Source organism: Devosia sp. Root436 (assembly GCF_001426345.1).
In the GTDB taxonomy this organism is placed as follows: Bacteria; Pseudomonadota; Alphaproteobacteria; order Rhizobiales; family Devosiaceae; genus Devosia.
The window spans coordinates 79,471-93,331 of the sequence record NZ_LMEM01000012.1 but is presented as its reverse complement, the minus strand read 5'-3'; the positions used below and the strand labels follow the sequence as shown (position 1 = coordinate 93,331).

General features: G+C 66.8%; 9 protein-coding genes. 4 read left to right on the top strand and 5 right to left on the bottom strand.

Features of this window, described 5'->3' with window-relative positions:
* Nucleotides 1-27 precede the first annotated feature (27 nt).
* Nucleotides 28-2,469 (bottom strand): ATP-dependent helicase HrpB, encoded by a 2,442-nt coding sequence (gene hrpB, locus ASD04_RS13430; RefSeq protein WP_056257821.1) that lies wholly within the window; start codon nucleotides 2,467-2,469, stop codon nucleotides 28-30.
* A 225-nt stretch (nucleotides 2,470-2,694) separates the two neighbouring features.
* Between hrpB and ASD04_RS13425 the strand changes: the two genes are divergently transcribed.
* On the top strand, nucleotides 2,695-3,558 hold the full coding sequence (locus tag ASD04_RS13425) for an aldose 1-epimerase family protein (RefSeq protein ID WP_056257817.1): 864 nt from the start codon (nucleotides 2,695-2,697) through the stop codon (nucleotides 3,556-3,558).
* Nucleotides 3,559-3,714: 156 nt separating this feature from the next.
* On the opposite strand, the gene ASD04_RS13420 is transcribed toward ASD04_RS13425, so the two are convergent.
* A complete protein-coding gene (locus tag ASD04_RS13420; protein ID WP_056257815.1) occupies nucleotides 3,715-5,064 on the bottom strand; it encodes a sigma-54 dependent transcriptional regulator in 1,350 nt (449 codons plus the stop codon).
* A gap of 9 nt (nucleotides 5,065-5,073) precedes the next feature.
* The gene (locus tag ASD04_RS13415) at nucleotides 5,074-7,059 is read right to left on the bottom strand and encodes an ATP-binding protein (protein WP_056257811.1); all 1,986 of its coding nucleotides are present in this window, start codon (nucleotides 7,057-7,059) and stop codon (nucleotides 5,074-5,076) included.
* A gap of 211 nt (nucleotides 7,060-7,270) precedes the next feature.
* On the opposite strand from ASD04_RS13415, the gene ASD04_RS13410 reads away from it, so the two are divergent.
* From ASD04_RS13410 to ASD04_RS13400, 3 genes are all read left to right on the top strand, one after another.
* On the top strand, nucleotides 7,271-8,254 hold the full coding sequence (locus ASD04_RS13410; protein WP_056257810.1) for a tripartite tricarboxylate transporter substrate-binding protein: 984 nt from the start codon (nucleotides 7,271-7,273) through the stop codon (nucleotides 8,252-8,254).
* A gap of 71 nt (nucleotides 8,255-8,325) precedes the next feature.
* A complete protein-coding gene (locus ASD04_RS13405) occupies nucleotides 8,326-8,787 on the top strand; it encodes a tripartite tricarboxylate transporter TctB family protein (protein ID WP_056257807.1) in 462 nt (153 codons plus the stop codon).
* Between the two features lie 17 nt (nucleotides 8,788-8,804).
* A complete protein-coding gene (locus ASD04_RS13400) occupies nucleotides 8,805-10,310 on the top strand; it encodes a tripartite tricarboxylate transporter permease (protein WP_056257806.1) in 1,506 nt (501 codons plus the stop codon).
* A gap of 167 nt (nucleotides 10,311-10,477) precedes the next feature.
* Here the strand turns inward: ASD04_RS13400 and ASD04_RS13395 are convergent, their stop codons facing one another.
* Nucleotides 10,478-11,989 (bottom strand): ATP-binding protein, encoded by a 1,512-nt coding sequence (locus ASD04_RS13395; protein WP_056257802.1) that lies wholly within the window; start codon nucleotides 11,987-11,989, stop codon nucleotides 10,478-10,480.
* 236 nt (nucleotides 11,990-12,225) lie between these two features.
* On the bottom strand, nucleotides 12,226-13,860 hold the full coding sequence (locus ASD04_RS13390) for a hypothetical protein (RefSeq protein ID WP_056257801.1): 1,635 nt from the start codon (nucleotides 13,858-13,860) through the stop codon (nucleotides 12,226-12,228).
* Nucleotide 13,861 lies beyond the last annotated feature (1 nt).

Below are 13,861 nucleotides of genomic sequence, written 5' to 3'. Positions count from 1 at the left end.
CCTCAAGGGGAGAGGGGAAGAGAAGGACTAAGTTCCCCTCGGCTTGGCTCGTGCTGTCGCGGCGGCATTGATCGGGTCGTCCGGCCAGAAGTGGCGGGGATAGCGGCCCTTGAGGTCCTTGGCGACATCTTTCCAGCTACCGCGCCAGAAGCCGGGGAGGTCTCTGGTGGTCTGGATGGGACGATGGGCCGGGGAAAGCAGGATGAGCAGCAGCGGAACCTTGCCGCCGGCCACAGCAGGGTGGCGGTCGAGGCCGAAGAGTTCCTGCACGCGGATTTCGAGCGCGGGGCCGTTTTCGGCGGCGTAATCGATGGGCAGGTGGCTGCCGGATGGCGCGGTGAAGTGGCTGGGCAGCAGGCGGTCGATTTCCTGGCGCTGGGACCAGGGCAGAGCCACGTCGAGGGCATTGCCGAGATGGGCGGCGGTGATGGCGGCGAGGCGGGTTTGGCCCAGAATATGGGGCGCGAGCCAGGCCGGATCGGCAGCAAGGGCAGCGTCGGAAAGGTCGGGCCAGGCTTTACCCAGGGTTTCGTGGAGATAGGTGGCCCGGGCGCGCAGGGCCTTTTGCTCCTTGGTCCAGGGCAGCGTTTCCGGGCGGCGCAGGGCGGCTGTGGCCAGGAGGGCGGCGGCCTGGTCGAGGTCGGTGACGGAGACCGGATCGTCGGCGAGGCGCAGGGCGCCGAACTGGCGCTGGCGGCGGGCGCGGATGCTGGCTGAGGCGGGGTCGAAGGTCAGCGTCGTGGTTTCGGTGATGCGATGGCCAAAGAGCGTTTCGAGATCGGCGCGGTCGAGGGCGGCGGCGGCGCGGATATGACTGGTGGCGGCGGCGCCGGTGAGGTCGGTGACGACGAGGAAGGGCGCGGATGCGAGGGCGTCGGTTTCGTCGAGGCTGGCCTGGCGGCCGTTGGCGAGGCGGAATTTGCCGCGGGCGGTTGATTGGGCGACACGATCGGGAAAGGCATGGGCAAGGTGCCAGCCTGCAGGGAGATTGCCCGTGGTTTGCCTGCTGTTTGCACCTGCCCAGCGCCGGGCAAGATTGCGGGCATCCTCGGCGCGCTTGCCACGGTCGGTGCGGAAGCGGTCGAGACGGTGGGCGAGGTCGGTGCCGTCGCCGCCCAGGCCGCGTTCGGAGATGAGGACGGCGAGCTCCGCGGCGGTGATGGCGTCGTCTTCGGCGGCGCCGGCGACGACCATGTGGGCGAGGCGCGGATGCAGCGGCAGGCGGGCGAGGGCCTTGCCTTCGGCGGTGATGCGGCCGGCGGGGTCGAGCGCGTCGAGGGATTTGAGCAGGCTGGCGGCTTCGGCCCAGGCAGGGGCCGGCGGGGGATCGAGGAAAAGCAGGGTCGATGGATCGGTGACGCCCCAATTGGCCAGGTCGAGCGCGAAGCCGGCGAGGTCGGCGGCAAGGATTTCGGGGGTGTCGAAGGGTTCGAGCGCCGAGGTCTGCCCCTCGTTCCACAGGCGGATGGCGACGCCGGGACTGGTGCGGCCGGCGCGGCCGCGGCGTTGGTCGGCCCCGGCGCGGGAGACGCGGCTTGTGGCCAGCGTGGTGAGGCCGGTATTGGGTTCATAGACCGGAACGCGGCGGAAGCCGCTATCGACCACGATGCGGACGCCGTCGATGGTGAGCGAGGTTTCGGCAATCGAGGTGGCGAGGACGACCTTGCGGCGGCCCGGTTCGGCGGGGCGGATGGCGCGATCCTGTTCGGCCGGGGTGAGCTGGCCATAGAGTGGGGCGATATCGGTATTGGCGGGGAGGCGGGTGGCGAGGCGCTCGGCCACCCGGACGATTTCGCCCTGGCCGGGCAGGAAGACGAGGGCGGAGCCTTCGTGATCGCGCAAGGCGGCAAGAACGGCTGATGTGACCTGGTCTTCGAGGCGCTGGAGCGGATCGGGCTCGCGATGGATGGTTTGGACCGGGAAGGCGCGGCCCTGGCTTTCGATGACCGGGGCGTCGTTCAGCAGGCGGGACACGCGGGCGCCGTCCAATGTGGCGGACATGACGAGGACGCGGAGGTCGGGGCGGAGCGCCGCGGCGTCGAGGGTGAGGGCGAGGCCGAGATCGCCGTCGAGGCTGCGTTCGTGAAATTCGTCGAACAGCACGGCGGCAATGCCGGTCAGTTCGGGATCGTCGAGCAGCATGCGGGTGAAGACGCCTTCGGTGACGATCTCGATGCGGGTTCGGGCAGAAACCTTGGTGTCCATACGGACGCGATAGCCGACGGTCTGGCCGACCTCTTCGCCCGATAGCCGCGCCATCTGGGCGGCGGCGGCGCGGGCGGCGAGGCGGCGCGGTTCGAGCATGACGATGCGGCGGTCCTGGCGCCAGGGGGCGGCGAGGAGGGCGAGGGGAACACGGGTGGTCTTGCCGGCGCCGGGCGGGGCGACGAGAACGGCATAGGGGCCGGCGGCCAGCGCCGCTTGCAGGGCCGGCAGGGCGTCGTCGATGGGCAAGAGCGGCAGGGACATGAGCAGGTTCTTGAAGTATCCGTGGTTTGTGGGCAAGAGCGGTATCGTGTTTGCGGAGGCAAACCCCCACCCTGCTCGATTTACGGACTTAGCAAACGCTAAGTCCTATCTCGCTTCCCTCCCACAAGGGGGAGGGTGAGGCCGGGTGGATGTGGCACGACGTTGCCAACATACGAAGCTGTTTCCCCCTTCTTGGGTTAGGGTGAGGCAATTCAGGAGCATTTCATGACCAATATTCGCATCGGCAATGAGCATGTGACTGTCGAAGTCTCCCCTCTCGGATCGGAGATGCAGTCGATTGTGACCAGCGATGGGCAGGACTGGTTGTGGGACGGTGATGCGGCGTTCTGGAGCGGGCGGTCGCCGGTGCTGTTTCCGATCGTGGGCCGGGCGCCGGACGATCATGTGCGGATCGAGGGCTTTCGCTACCCGATGGGGCAGCATGGTTTTGCCCGGCGCAGCGAATTCGAGCTGGTGGCAAGCGGGGCCGATTTCTGCCGGTTCGCGCTTCGGTCGGGGCAGGCCAGTCATTCGATCTTTCCGTTCGAATTCCTGCTGGCGCTGGAGCATCGGGTCGAGGGGCGCGGCGTGAGCGTCATGGCGGAGGTGAGCAATCTCGATCATCGGCCGATGCCGTTCGGGATCGGCTTTCATCCAGCCTTCGTGTGGCCGCTGCCTGCCTGTGACGGGCTGGAGCATCGCGTGGTGCTGGACAATGGCGGGACGCCGGACCTGGTGCGGCTTTCGGGCGGGCTGGTGAAGCCGGAGGCGCTGCCATCGCCGTTCGAGGCGGGGGAACTGGTGCTGAGCCATGACCTGTTCGCGGGCGACGCGATGCTGTTTCCCGAAGGGGCCGGGGCGGGGTTGCGCTATGAAGCGGGCGGCAAGGCGGTGCGGCTGACCTGGGAGAATTTGCCGAATTTTGCGATCTGGTCGAAGGCCGGGGCGGGGTTCGTGTGCCTAGAGCCGTGGCATGGGACTGCGGCGCAGGTGGGCGGGAGCGATGAGCTGGCGGAGCGGCCGTATGGCGATGTGCTGGGGCCGGGGGCGAGTGCGCGATATGGGTTTCGGGTGGAGCTGGTGGGGTAGGGTTCTTTCCTTCCCCTTGAGGGAGAAGGTGCCCGAAGGGCGGATGAGGGGTTGGTTCCACAAGCATCCGACTCGCGGAGAGAACCTCTCACCCGGTTTTCTGCTGAACGCAGAAAACCGTGCTCTCCCTCAAGGGGAGAGGGGAAGGGTGGAGCGTTATCTGCGCACGCCCAGCCTTGCCATCTTTTCGCTTAGCGTCCGCCTTGGCACCTGTAGGGCATCCACGACGGCAGCGATGGAATCGCCGTGCCGTGCCAGTTCGGCTTCGATGACGTGGCGTTCGTAGGCGGCGAGGCGGTCGGCGAGGCTGGCGGTGGAGGGCAGGGGTTTTGCCCTGGGGCCGAGGATGGTGTCGAGCGAGCGGCCGGTGGCGTCGAGGCCGAGGGCGAAGCGGTCGGCGGCGGCCTTGATTTCGCGGACATTGCCGGGCCAGGCGTGGACGAGCAGGGCATTGATGTCGGCGGGGTGCAAGGCGGGCGCGGGCTTGTTGAAGCGCTGGACGGCGAGGCCGAGGAAATGGTGGAACAGCAGCACGCTGTCCTCGCCGCGATCGCGCAGCGGGGCGAGGTGGATGGTGGCCAGGTTGAGCCGGTAATAGAGATCGGCACGGAAGCGGCCGGCCTCGCTTTCGGCGGCCAGATCGACCTTGGAGGCGGCAATGATGCGCAGGTCGAGCGGGATCTGGCGGTTGGAGCCGACGCGCTCGACCACGCGCTCCTGGATGACGCGGAGCACCTTGGCCTGGGCGAGCAGGGGCATGGATTCGATCTCGTCGAGCAGCAAAGTGCCGCCGTTGGCGAATTCGAACTTGCCGATGCGCTTGTCGCGGGCCGAGGTGAAGGCGCCGGCCTCGTGGCCGAACAGTTCGCTCTCGATTAGTTCGGCCGGGATGGCGGCGCAGTTGACGGCGACGAAGGGGCCCTTGGCGCGGGACGAGAAATCGTGCAGGCACCGGGCGACGACTTCCTTGCCGGTGCCGGTTTCGCCCAGAATGATGACATCGGTGGGGATGGAGGCCAATTCGCGCACGGCGTGACGCAGGTCTTCCATGACGCGGGAGGAACCGACGAGGCGGGTGGCAAGCTCGGCTTCGCCGCCATCGAGCTTGCGGCGCAGGTCGGCGACTTCGCGCTTGAGGCCGGCCTGTTCGGCGGCGCGGCGCAGGGTCTTGACCAACTGGTCGGGCACATAGGGCTTTTGCAGGAAATCGAAGGCGCCCGATCGCATGGCTTCCACCGCCATGGGCACATCGCCATGACCGGTAATGAGGATGACCTCGCTGGCCAGCGCGCGCTCGTGCACGGTGCGCAGCAGGTCGAGGCCGGAAAGGCCCGGCATGCGGACATCGGTGAGGATGACCTGGGGATGGATATCGTCGAGCATGGCCAGGGCCTCGGTGGCGCTGGTGGCGACATGGGTGGCGAAACCGGACAGGCGCAGCCATTGCTCGAGGGCGGTGCGCACCATTTCTTCGTCGTCGACGATGAGAACGGATGGGGTGGTCATGCGGTTTCTCTAGGTTGGTTCACGATAGTTGCGTTTTGCGCCCCTCCCCCTTGAGGGGAGGGCCGGGGATGGGGTGGTTTCGCGGGTCGCTGAGGGACCCCCTCCCTCGGTCGCTCCCCTCAAGGGGGAGGGAAGAGCAGGAGCGGACGCATCGGCGCGGTCCGGGGGAGCCAGGGGCAGTCTTACGGTGAACGTGGAACCCTTGCCGGGGCGGCTGGCGACGGCGATGGCGCCGCCGATGTCGCGGACCAGGCCATAGGAAATGGAGAGGCCGAGGCCGAGGCCCCGCCCGGCATCCTTGGTGGAATAGAAGGGGTCGAAGAGGTTGGAGAGTTCGGCCGCGGGGATGCCCGAGCCGGTATCGGACACGGCGACCTCGACATTGCGGGCGGTCTTGCCGACGCCGATGGACAGGACGCGGATGGGGCTGTGTTCCATGGCGTCGGCGGCGTTGGCAATGAGGTTGATCAGCACCTGTTCGAGGTGGATGGGATTGCCGGTGACCAGCAGCGGGCCGCTGTGGCGGCGATATTCGACGTCGATGCCGAAGGCCCGCAGCTTGTGATCGACCAGGTCGAGGGCATTGGCGATGACGGGGGCCAGGTCGGCCTGCATGGCGACGTGCGTCTCCTTGCGGGCGAAGATCTTGAGGTGCCCGGTCAGCGCCGCGAGGCGATCGACCACCTTGTCCATGGTGGAGAGGATATTGGAGATGTCGGTATCGTGGTGGCTGCTGGCGATGAGCTTGGCGCTGGCCAGATGGGTGGTGAGGGCGGCAACGGGCTGGCTGACCTCGTGGGCGACGCCGGCCAGAGCCTGGCCGAGGCTGGCCATCTTGGCGGCCTGCACCAGGCCGTGCTGGGCTTCGCGCTCGGCCTTTTCGGCGCGGATGCGCTCGGCGATTTCCTCGCGCAGGGCCTCGTTGGCGACGTGCAAATCCTCGGTGCGCTCGGCGACGCGCTGTTCGAGCCGCTCGTGATCGGCCAGGCGCTGGGCGACGATGCGCTGGCGCTGCACCAGCAGCACGATGATGAGCAGGAGCGCGGCGGCGCCGAGGCCGGCAGCGGCCGCCGCAGTCCAGGCGACGCCATAGAGCGGGGCCAAAGGGGTGAAGGACAGCAGCTCCCAGCCATGCTTGGGCAGGCGCAGTTCCTGCAGCACGAAATAGCCCGAGGTTTCGGGATCGTTGCCTGACAGCAGGGCGAATTCGGCGCCGCGGGAGAACCAGCGATCGGTGATGATGCCGGCATTTTCGATGCCGTTCTCGCCATAGCGCTGCTGGCCGGAAATACCCTCGACCCGTGAGCGCGGAATGGTCTGCAGCGGCCGGTAGCGCCAGTCAGGGCGGGTGGAGAGGATGACCACGTCGTTGAGATCGACAATGCCGATGAGCTCGCCCGAGCGCCACCAGGTGGCCTCGATCTCGCCCAGGTTGATCTTGGTGACGGCAACGCCCAGCGGACCATCGGGACCGTCCACGCGCTGGGAGAGGAAATAACCCGGTACGCTGGTGGAGATGCCGAAGGCATAATATTCGGCCTGCCCCAGCCGCATGGCCTCGGCGAAATAGGGGCGGAAGGAATAATTGGTGCCCACCAGGCTGGTCAGCGTCCACCAGTTGCTGGCGGCGACCACGGCGCCATTGTCCTCCATGAGGAAAATCTCGCCGGCGCCGGCCGTCTCGTTGAGCTTGGAGAGAAAGCCGTTGGCGGCCTCCACGGCGAGCGGGTCGTCGGGATTGGTCAGCGCCGCGCGGGTTTCGCGGGCCTGGGAAATGGCCACCGGCAGATAGTGGAAGCGCTCGATGATGGCTTCCAGCGTGCGCTCGAACAAGGCGAGCCGGCGGTCGGCCTGGTCGCGGGTATCGCGGATGGTGGCGTTGAGGGTCATCTCGAACGCCACCCAGGCGACCAGCGTCACCGCAACCAGCCCGATGGCCATCATGACCAGGTGGCGGCGGCCGAACCAGCTTCGCAGGGTCGTTCGTATCGTCACAGGCGCCTTTCCCGACCACAATCCGGCTCATTGGCAAGAAATTGCCGATAATCGCCGGCGCAATGAGCAAGTTCTTGCCCGGATGCTTAGCATGGTCGGGAAAAATAGCATATCAGCATTGCATCTCGCGCGTGGCACGCAGCTTGCATTGCTGGTGTCGACCCCGGTGAGGATACCGGGATCCAAGCATCTATATGGGAGGACAGACTCAATGAAGACCTTCGTAAAAATCCTGGCCGCGGGCCTTGTCGCCGGTTCGGCACTGAGTGCCGTTGCGGTCATGGCGCAGGACTATCCGACACAGCCGGTGACCATCGTGGTGCCGTTCTCGGCCGGTGGCCCCACCGATACGGTGACGCGGCTGGTGGCTGCGGCGATGAGCGAAGACCTGGGCCAGCAGGTGGTGGTGCAGAATGTCGGCGGCGCCGGCGGCACGCTGGGCGCCGGCCAGGTGGCCGCCGCCAATCCGGACGGCTATACGCTGCTGCTGCACCATATCGGCATGTCGACCGCCCCGGCGCTCTATGCCAGCCTGCCCTATGACCCGATGACCGATTTCGCCCCGATTGGCCTCGTGACCGAAGTGCCGATGACCATCGTGGCACGCAAGGATTTCGAGCCGGCAACGCTGGAAGACCTCATCGCCTATATCAAGGAAAAGGGCGAGGACATCACCTACGCCAATGCCGGCATCGGTGCGGCCAGCCAGCTCTGTGGCCTCCTGTTCATGGATGCGCTCGGGACCAAGATGACCGAAGTGCCCTATCAGGGCACCGGCCCGGCCATGACGGACCTGCTGGGTGGCCAGATCGACATGATGTGCGACCAGACCACCAACACGACCAGCCAGATCCAGGCCGGTGAAATCAAGGCCTATGCGGTGACAACGCCGGACCGCATCGCCGTGCTGCCCGAGCTGCCTACCCTGGCCGAAGGCGGGCTGGACAACTTCAACCTCTCGGTCTGGCACGGGCTTTATGCGCCGGCCGGCACCGACCAGGCCATCATCGACCGGCTGAGCCAGTCGCTGCAGAAGGCGCTGGCCGATGAAAATGTCGGTAACAGCTTTGCCGAACTCGGCACCTATCCGGTGCCGGCCGACCAGGCGACCCCGGCGGCGCTGAAGCAGAAGCTCGAGGGCCAGATCGCGCTCTGGGCCGAGGTGATCAAGGCTGCCGGCGTTTCGGCGCAGTAATCGGCCACCAGCAATAATAGAGGAGCCCCCGGCCCAACGCGGCCGGGGGTTTCCCACAGGGGAGGGAATGAATGGCACTCAACGCGTCGCGGAACGACCTTGCCTCGGGGGCGATATTCGTCGCCCTGGGTGGCTATTTTGCGCTCGAAGCCATGCGCTACGAATTCGGCACGCCGTTCCGCATGGGACCGGGTTTCATGCCGGTGGTGCTCGGCGGCATATTGGTGGCGCTGGGCGTGGCGGTGGCGGCCAAGGGCACGGGCAAGCCCGATACGGAGGCGCCGGCTCCCTGGCCGTGGCGTGGCCTCGTACTGGTGCTGGGCACGATCCTGTTCTTTGCCGCCACCATACGCGGGCTGGGCTTCATTCCGGTCGTGCTGATTTCCGGGCTGGCGACGGCTCTGTCGAGCAGCCGCAATTCTTTGCTCTCGTCGCTGGTCATCAGCGTGGGGCTGTGCGTGCTGTGCATGTTGATCTTCGTGATCGGGCTGGGGCTGTTGGTGCCCTGGATCGGTCCGTGGCTGCGCTTCTAGGGCGGGGAGGAACAGAGATGGACCTGATATCGTCGCTGGCCCTGGGCTTTTCGGTCGCGCTTGACCCGATCAATATTCTATACTGCTTCATCGGCGTGCTGCTGGGGACGCTGGTTGGCGTGCTACCCGGCATCGGGCCGACCGCCACCATCGCCATGCTGCTGCCCATTACCTTTTCGCTGCAGGCGGAAACGGCACTGATCATGCTGGCGGGCATCTATTACGGCGCCCAGTATGGCGGCTCGACCACGGCCATCCTGATCAACCTGCCCGGCGAAAGCTCGGCGGCGGTGACCGCCATCGACGGCTACCAGATGGCGCGCAAGGGCCGGGCAGGCCCGGCTTTGGCCGCCGCGGCCATCGGCTCGTTCTTCGCCGGCTCGGTGGCGACGCTGCTGCTGGCCTTTTTCGCGCCGCCGCTGGCGCGGGCGGCGCTCAATTTCGGGGCGCCGGAATATTTCTCGCTGATCGTGCTGGGCCTGCTGGTCTCCATCGCGCTGGCGCATGGCTCCATTCTCAAGGCGCTGGGCATGATCGTGCTCGGGCTGCTGCTGGGCATGGTGGGCCAGGATATCTATACCGGCACGCCACGCTTTACCTTCGGGGTGCGCGAATTGTTCGGCGGGCTCAACTTCGTGGCGGTGGCGGTGGGTGTGTTCGGCGTGGCCGAAATCCTGCGCAACCTAGAAAACGAGAAGGAGCGCGAGGTCGGGGTGACGGAGGTGAAGAACCTCTGGCTCACCAGGGACGACATCAAGCGGGTCATCGCGCCGATCCTGCGCGGCACGGTGATCGGCTCGGTACTGGGCGTGCTGCCGGGGGGCGGGCATATCCTCTCCGCCTTTGCCTCCTACTCGGCAGAAAAGCGGCTGTCCAGGACGCCGCAGGAATTCGGACATGGCGCCATCGAAGGCGTTGCCGGGCCGGAATCGGCCAATAACGCGGCAGCGCAGACCAGCTTCATCCCGCTGATGACGCTGGGTATTCCGGCTCATCCAGTGATGGCGCTGATGATCGGGGCGTTCATCCTGCAGGGCATTACGCCCGGCCCCAATGTCATCAACGAGCAGCCGGCCTTGTTCTGGGGCATCATCGCCTCGATGTGGGTGGGCAACTTCCTGCTGGTGGTGCTCAACCTGCCGCTGGTGGGGCTATGGGTGAAGATGCTCTCGATCCCCTATCGGGTGCTGTTCCCGGCCATCGTGCTGTTCGCCTGTATCGGGACATTCTCGATCAACCAGAACATCTTCGACATCTATGCCATCGCCTTCTTCGGCATCCTGGGCTACCTGCTGATCCGCTTCGGCTGCGAGCCGGCGCCGCTGCTGCTGGGCTTCGTGCTGGGGCCGCTGCTGGAAGAGCATCTGCGGCGGGCGATGATCATCTCGCGGGGCGACCCGATGATCTTCCTGCACCGGCCGATCTCGGCAACGCTGCTGGGGTTGGCGCTGCTGGCGGTGATCGTGGCGGTGCTGCCGAGCATCCGGAAAAAGCGGACCGAGGTGTTTGTCGAGGACGATTGAGGCGCGGAAGTCACCTCTCCCCTGAGGGGAGAGGTCGACCCGAAGGGTTGGTGAGGGGTTCAGCGCTGCTTTAGGCACCGTGCCCTTCACCGGCACTGAACCCCTCACCCCACCCTCTCCCCTCAGGGGAGAGGGAGCCTACGCTCAGCGAATGTAGGTCCGGCGGACTATTCTGCCGCGCCACGTTCGTCGACCAGCGCATCGGGACCGTTGGGGTCGCCGGGGGCGGTTTCGGCGCCCAAATCCGGGAAGGCGACGACGCGGTTGTTGCGGAAGTCGAGGCGGACGACGAGCAGGCCGCGTTCCTCGAACCAGGTCAAAAGGCGCCGGGCGCGGCTGGCCGAATGGGTGCCGTAGAGGCGGGCCAGGGTCGCGTCGGAGGGACAGGGGGCGCCGGTGAGGGCGGCCTGAGCGAGGACGAGGAAGACGCCCTGCACGTCGTCGGTCAGGGTTTCGGAGAGCGAGAGGGCCTGCTGCCAGCCGTCGGAGCTGGCCGTCTGTGTGTCGGGGGCGACGCGGGCGACGGCGAGGCGGCGCTTGAAGGCGGGCAGAGCGGGCGGCTCGCCGGGAACGCGGCGGATACGGCAGCGGACGAGAAAGTCCTGATAGAGCACGGCGACGGTGCGGAAGCCGGCATCGGGATCATCAAGCAGCTCGGCCATGATGGCGTCGATCTGGCGGTCGCGCTCGGCCTCGCCGATTTCGGGGAAGAGGCTTTGCGGGGCTTCATCGACCTGCGGGCGGGCGCGGGAGAGCTGGGCCAGCAGGTCATTGGTGGAAGGCGGCGGAGGCGGCGCCGGGCGGCGGACCACCGGGCGGGCCTGCTCCTCGGCGGAGGCGGTGAAGATGAGGTCCGCGGCGTCCACGGGGGGTTCGGGGAGGGGGGTCAGCTTGGGGCTGGTGGAGCGGGCCGAGGTTTCGACGGCGCCGATGGTGACGGGCAGGGGACGGCGGGAAATGGCGGGCCCGAGGGCGACGAAGTGGCCGCGGGCCAAGTCGCGGAACTGCTCGGCCTGGCGCTTTTCCATGCCCAGGAGATCGGCGGCGCGGGCCATGTCGATATCGAGAAAAGTACGGCCCATCAGGAAGTTAGAAGCCTCGGCGGCGACATTCTTGGCGAGCTTGGCGAGGCGCTGGGTGGCGATGACGCCGGCGAGGCCGCGCTTGCGGCCGCGGCACATGAGGTTGGTCATGGCGCCGAGCGACAATTTCCGTGCTTCGTCAGAGACTTCGCCGGCTGCTGCCGGAGCGAAGAGCTGGGCTTCGTCGACGACGACGAGAACGGGGTACCAGTGGTCGCGGTCGGCATCGAACATGCCGCCGAGGAAGGCGGCGGCGGCGCGCATCTGCTGCTCGACGTCGAGGCCTTCGAGATTGAGCACGACCGAGACGCGATGCTGGCGGACGCGGGCGGCGATGCGGGTCAGCTCGGCCTCGGTGCGGGTGGCGTCGACGACGGTGTGGCCGTAACGCTCTGACAGGGTTGTGAAATCGCCCTCGGGATCGATGATGCATTGCTGCACCCAGGGGGCGGATTGCTCGAGCAGGCGGCGCAAAAGGTGGGACTTGCCGGAGCCGGAATTGCCCTGCACGAGCAGACGGGTGGCCAGCAATTCCTCGAGATCGAGCGTGGCGGGCGCGGCGCCCGTCGTCGCGCCCATGTCGATTGCTACCTTCATCCGGTCTCCTGACGGCGGGATACGTCCCGGTCAGTCGGGAGTCACGCGAGGGAAGAATTGGTTAGCGCACTGTTAGCATTGACGAGGGCGATTCGTGAAAGGCGGTGGGTGGGGAAGGCACAGGGTTGCGGAGCGCTGAAGTGGCAGTCGACACCCCCCACCCAGCTTCGCTACGGGCTTTCAGCCCTAGCTGCGCTACCCTCCCCTCAAGGGGGAGGGTGGGCCTCCACTCTTGTCTAGCCGTAGGTGGGAACTACGAGGTCGGGTGTGCGGGTGGTGATCAGTTGTCCATCCTGCAATGTCTGGACTTCGTTGGGGCCGATGCTGATCGGGATCGAGCCGTTTTGCGTTTCGATGCTGCCCGTCACGGTGCGCGCGACCATGCCGATGGCGCCGTGCAGGGCGCCGGTTCGGTCGGTGACGAGGCGGATGCCGTGGGGGAAGCGGTAGAGCTGGTGGCCGTCGCGGTAGATGATGGCTGTGGTGCCGGTGTTGAGCAGTTCGAAGGTGTGGCCGCCGACCTTGCGGCGATAGGCGGTGTGGTGGTCCTGATGCTTGTGGATGACTTCGCGGGGGACGAGGCCGGTGAACCAGAGCGTGCCGTCGGGGCGGGGGAGGATGCCGCAGAGGCGTTCCACCATGTCGAGCAGGCAGAGGATCGAGGGCGAGTAGTTCTCGGTATAGCCCGGCGCGCCGGTGAAGGGGCTCAGGGTCTGCGGGAAGGTCTCCATGTCGAAGAGGGCGGCCAGGATCGGCATCTGGGCCCAGGTGAGCTCGACATGGCGGCCATGGTGCTCGAAGGCGTGGGCGGCCCGGATGATGGAGAGGAAGTTGGAGGGGCCCGACCAGGAGTTCTGGCCGAAATTGGGGTCGAAGCGGGGGTCGTCGAGCGCGATGGAGGTGAAGGGGTATTTGGCGAAGAATTTGGACGTGTTGAGCAGGTAGCGGCTGAGGGCTTCGGCGAAGAAGGCGTCGTCGCCGATTTCGCAGGCGAGGACGCGCAGCAGGGTATCGGACTGGACGCGGACGTGATTGCCGTTGCGGTCGCGGTCGTAGAAGAAATGGTCGTCGGGGTCGTAGCACTGGGCGAACAGGGCCTCGAGGCTCGCTTCGGCCTTGTCGCGCCAGGGTTGGGCCTCTTCGCCCAGTTCTTCGGCGATGCGGGCGAGGTAAAGGCGCTGGCAGATGACATTGGCCGTGAGGTCGGGCGCAATGAAGGGCAGGATAGGGCTGTCCGGATCGCAGCGGCTCGGGTCGTTGCCGAAGGGGCTGTCGGGGACGTGCCAGAAGCGGGCCGAGAGATCGTGGCCGGTATCGTAGGTGCAGAACGCTTCGACGGCGCCTGACTTGCGCGTGTCGCGGTAGGCGGCCAGCCAGGCATCGTAGCGGGACATGGCGACGTAGAGGCGGGCCAGGAAGGCACGGTCGCCGTTGATGGCATAGTGGTTCCAGACGGAGCGGGCGAGGGGGGTGACCAGCTGGATCTGGGCGAAGGCGGGGCCGGCCTGGGTGATCTTGTAGGGGATGAGGCCGTCTTCGCGCTGATGGGTGGCGAAGGCGGCGTAGGTTTCGGCGGCGATCGGGGGCAGGAAGCGGGCCATCAGCTCGGTACTGATGGTGCCGGTGCTTTCGAGCCAGCAGCCGTGATAGACGCCGCCTTCATGGAGGATTTGGCCGGTGACTTCGGTGGGCTTGATGCAGTCGAAGAGTTCGCTGACGGCCTGGTAGTAGCGGGCCTCGAGGCGGGGAGTAGAGGCGGCGAAGGCGACGTGGGCATTGGCCCATTCTGACATGGCGGGGTGGTCCCGGCCGAGGCGGGCGGGGAGGCTGGTGTTGCGGAGGCGGGCGAGGAGGTCGGGCTGGGTGGTCATT

Bases quoted from the DNA above. Each gene is read 5' to 3' on its own strand.
- ASD04_RS13410 (WP_056257810.1), top strand. From the start codon at position 7,271: ATGAAGACCTTCGTAAAAATCCTGGCCGCGGGCCTTGTCGCCGGTTCG.
- ASD04_RS13405 (WP_056257807.1), top strand. From the start codon at position 8,326: ATGGCACTCAACGCGTCGCGGAACGACCTTGCCTCGGGGGCGATATTC.
- hrpB (WP_056257821.1), bottom strand. From the start codon at position 2,469: ATGTCCCTGCCGCTCTTGCCCATCGACGACGCCCTGCCGGCCCTGCAA.
- ASD04_RS13390 (WP_056257801.1), bottom strand. From the start codon at position 13,860: ATGACCACCCAGCCCGACCTCCTCGCCCGCCTCCGCAACACCAGCCTC.
- ASD04_RS13400 (WP_056257806.1), top strand. From the start codon at position 8,805: ATGGACCTGATATCGTCGCTGGCCCTGGGCTTTTCGGTCGCGCTTGAC.
- ASD04_RS13420 (WP_056257815.1), bottom strand. From the start codon at position 5,064: ATGACCACCCCATCCGTTCTCATCGTCGACGACGAAGAAATGGTGCGC.
- ASD04_RS13395 (WP_056257802.1), bottom strand. From the start codon at position 11,989: ATGAAGGTAGCAATCGACATGGGCGCGACGACGGGCGCCGCGCCCGCC.
- ASD04_RS13425 (WP_056257817.1), top strand. From the start codon at position 2,695: ATGACCAATATTCGCATCGGCAATGAGCATGTGACTGTCGAAGTCTCC.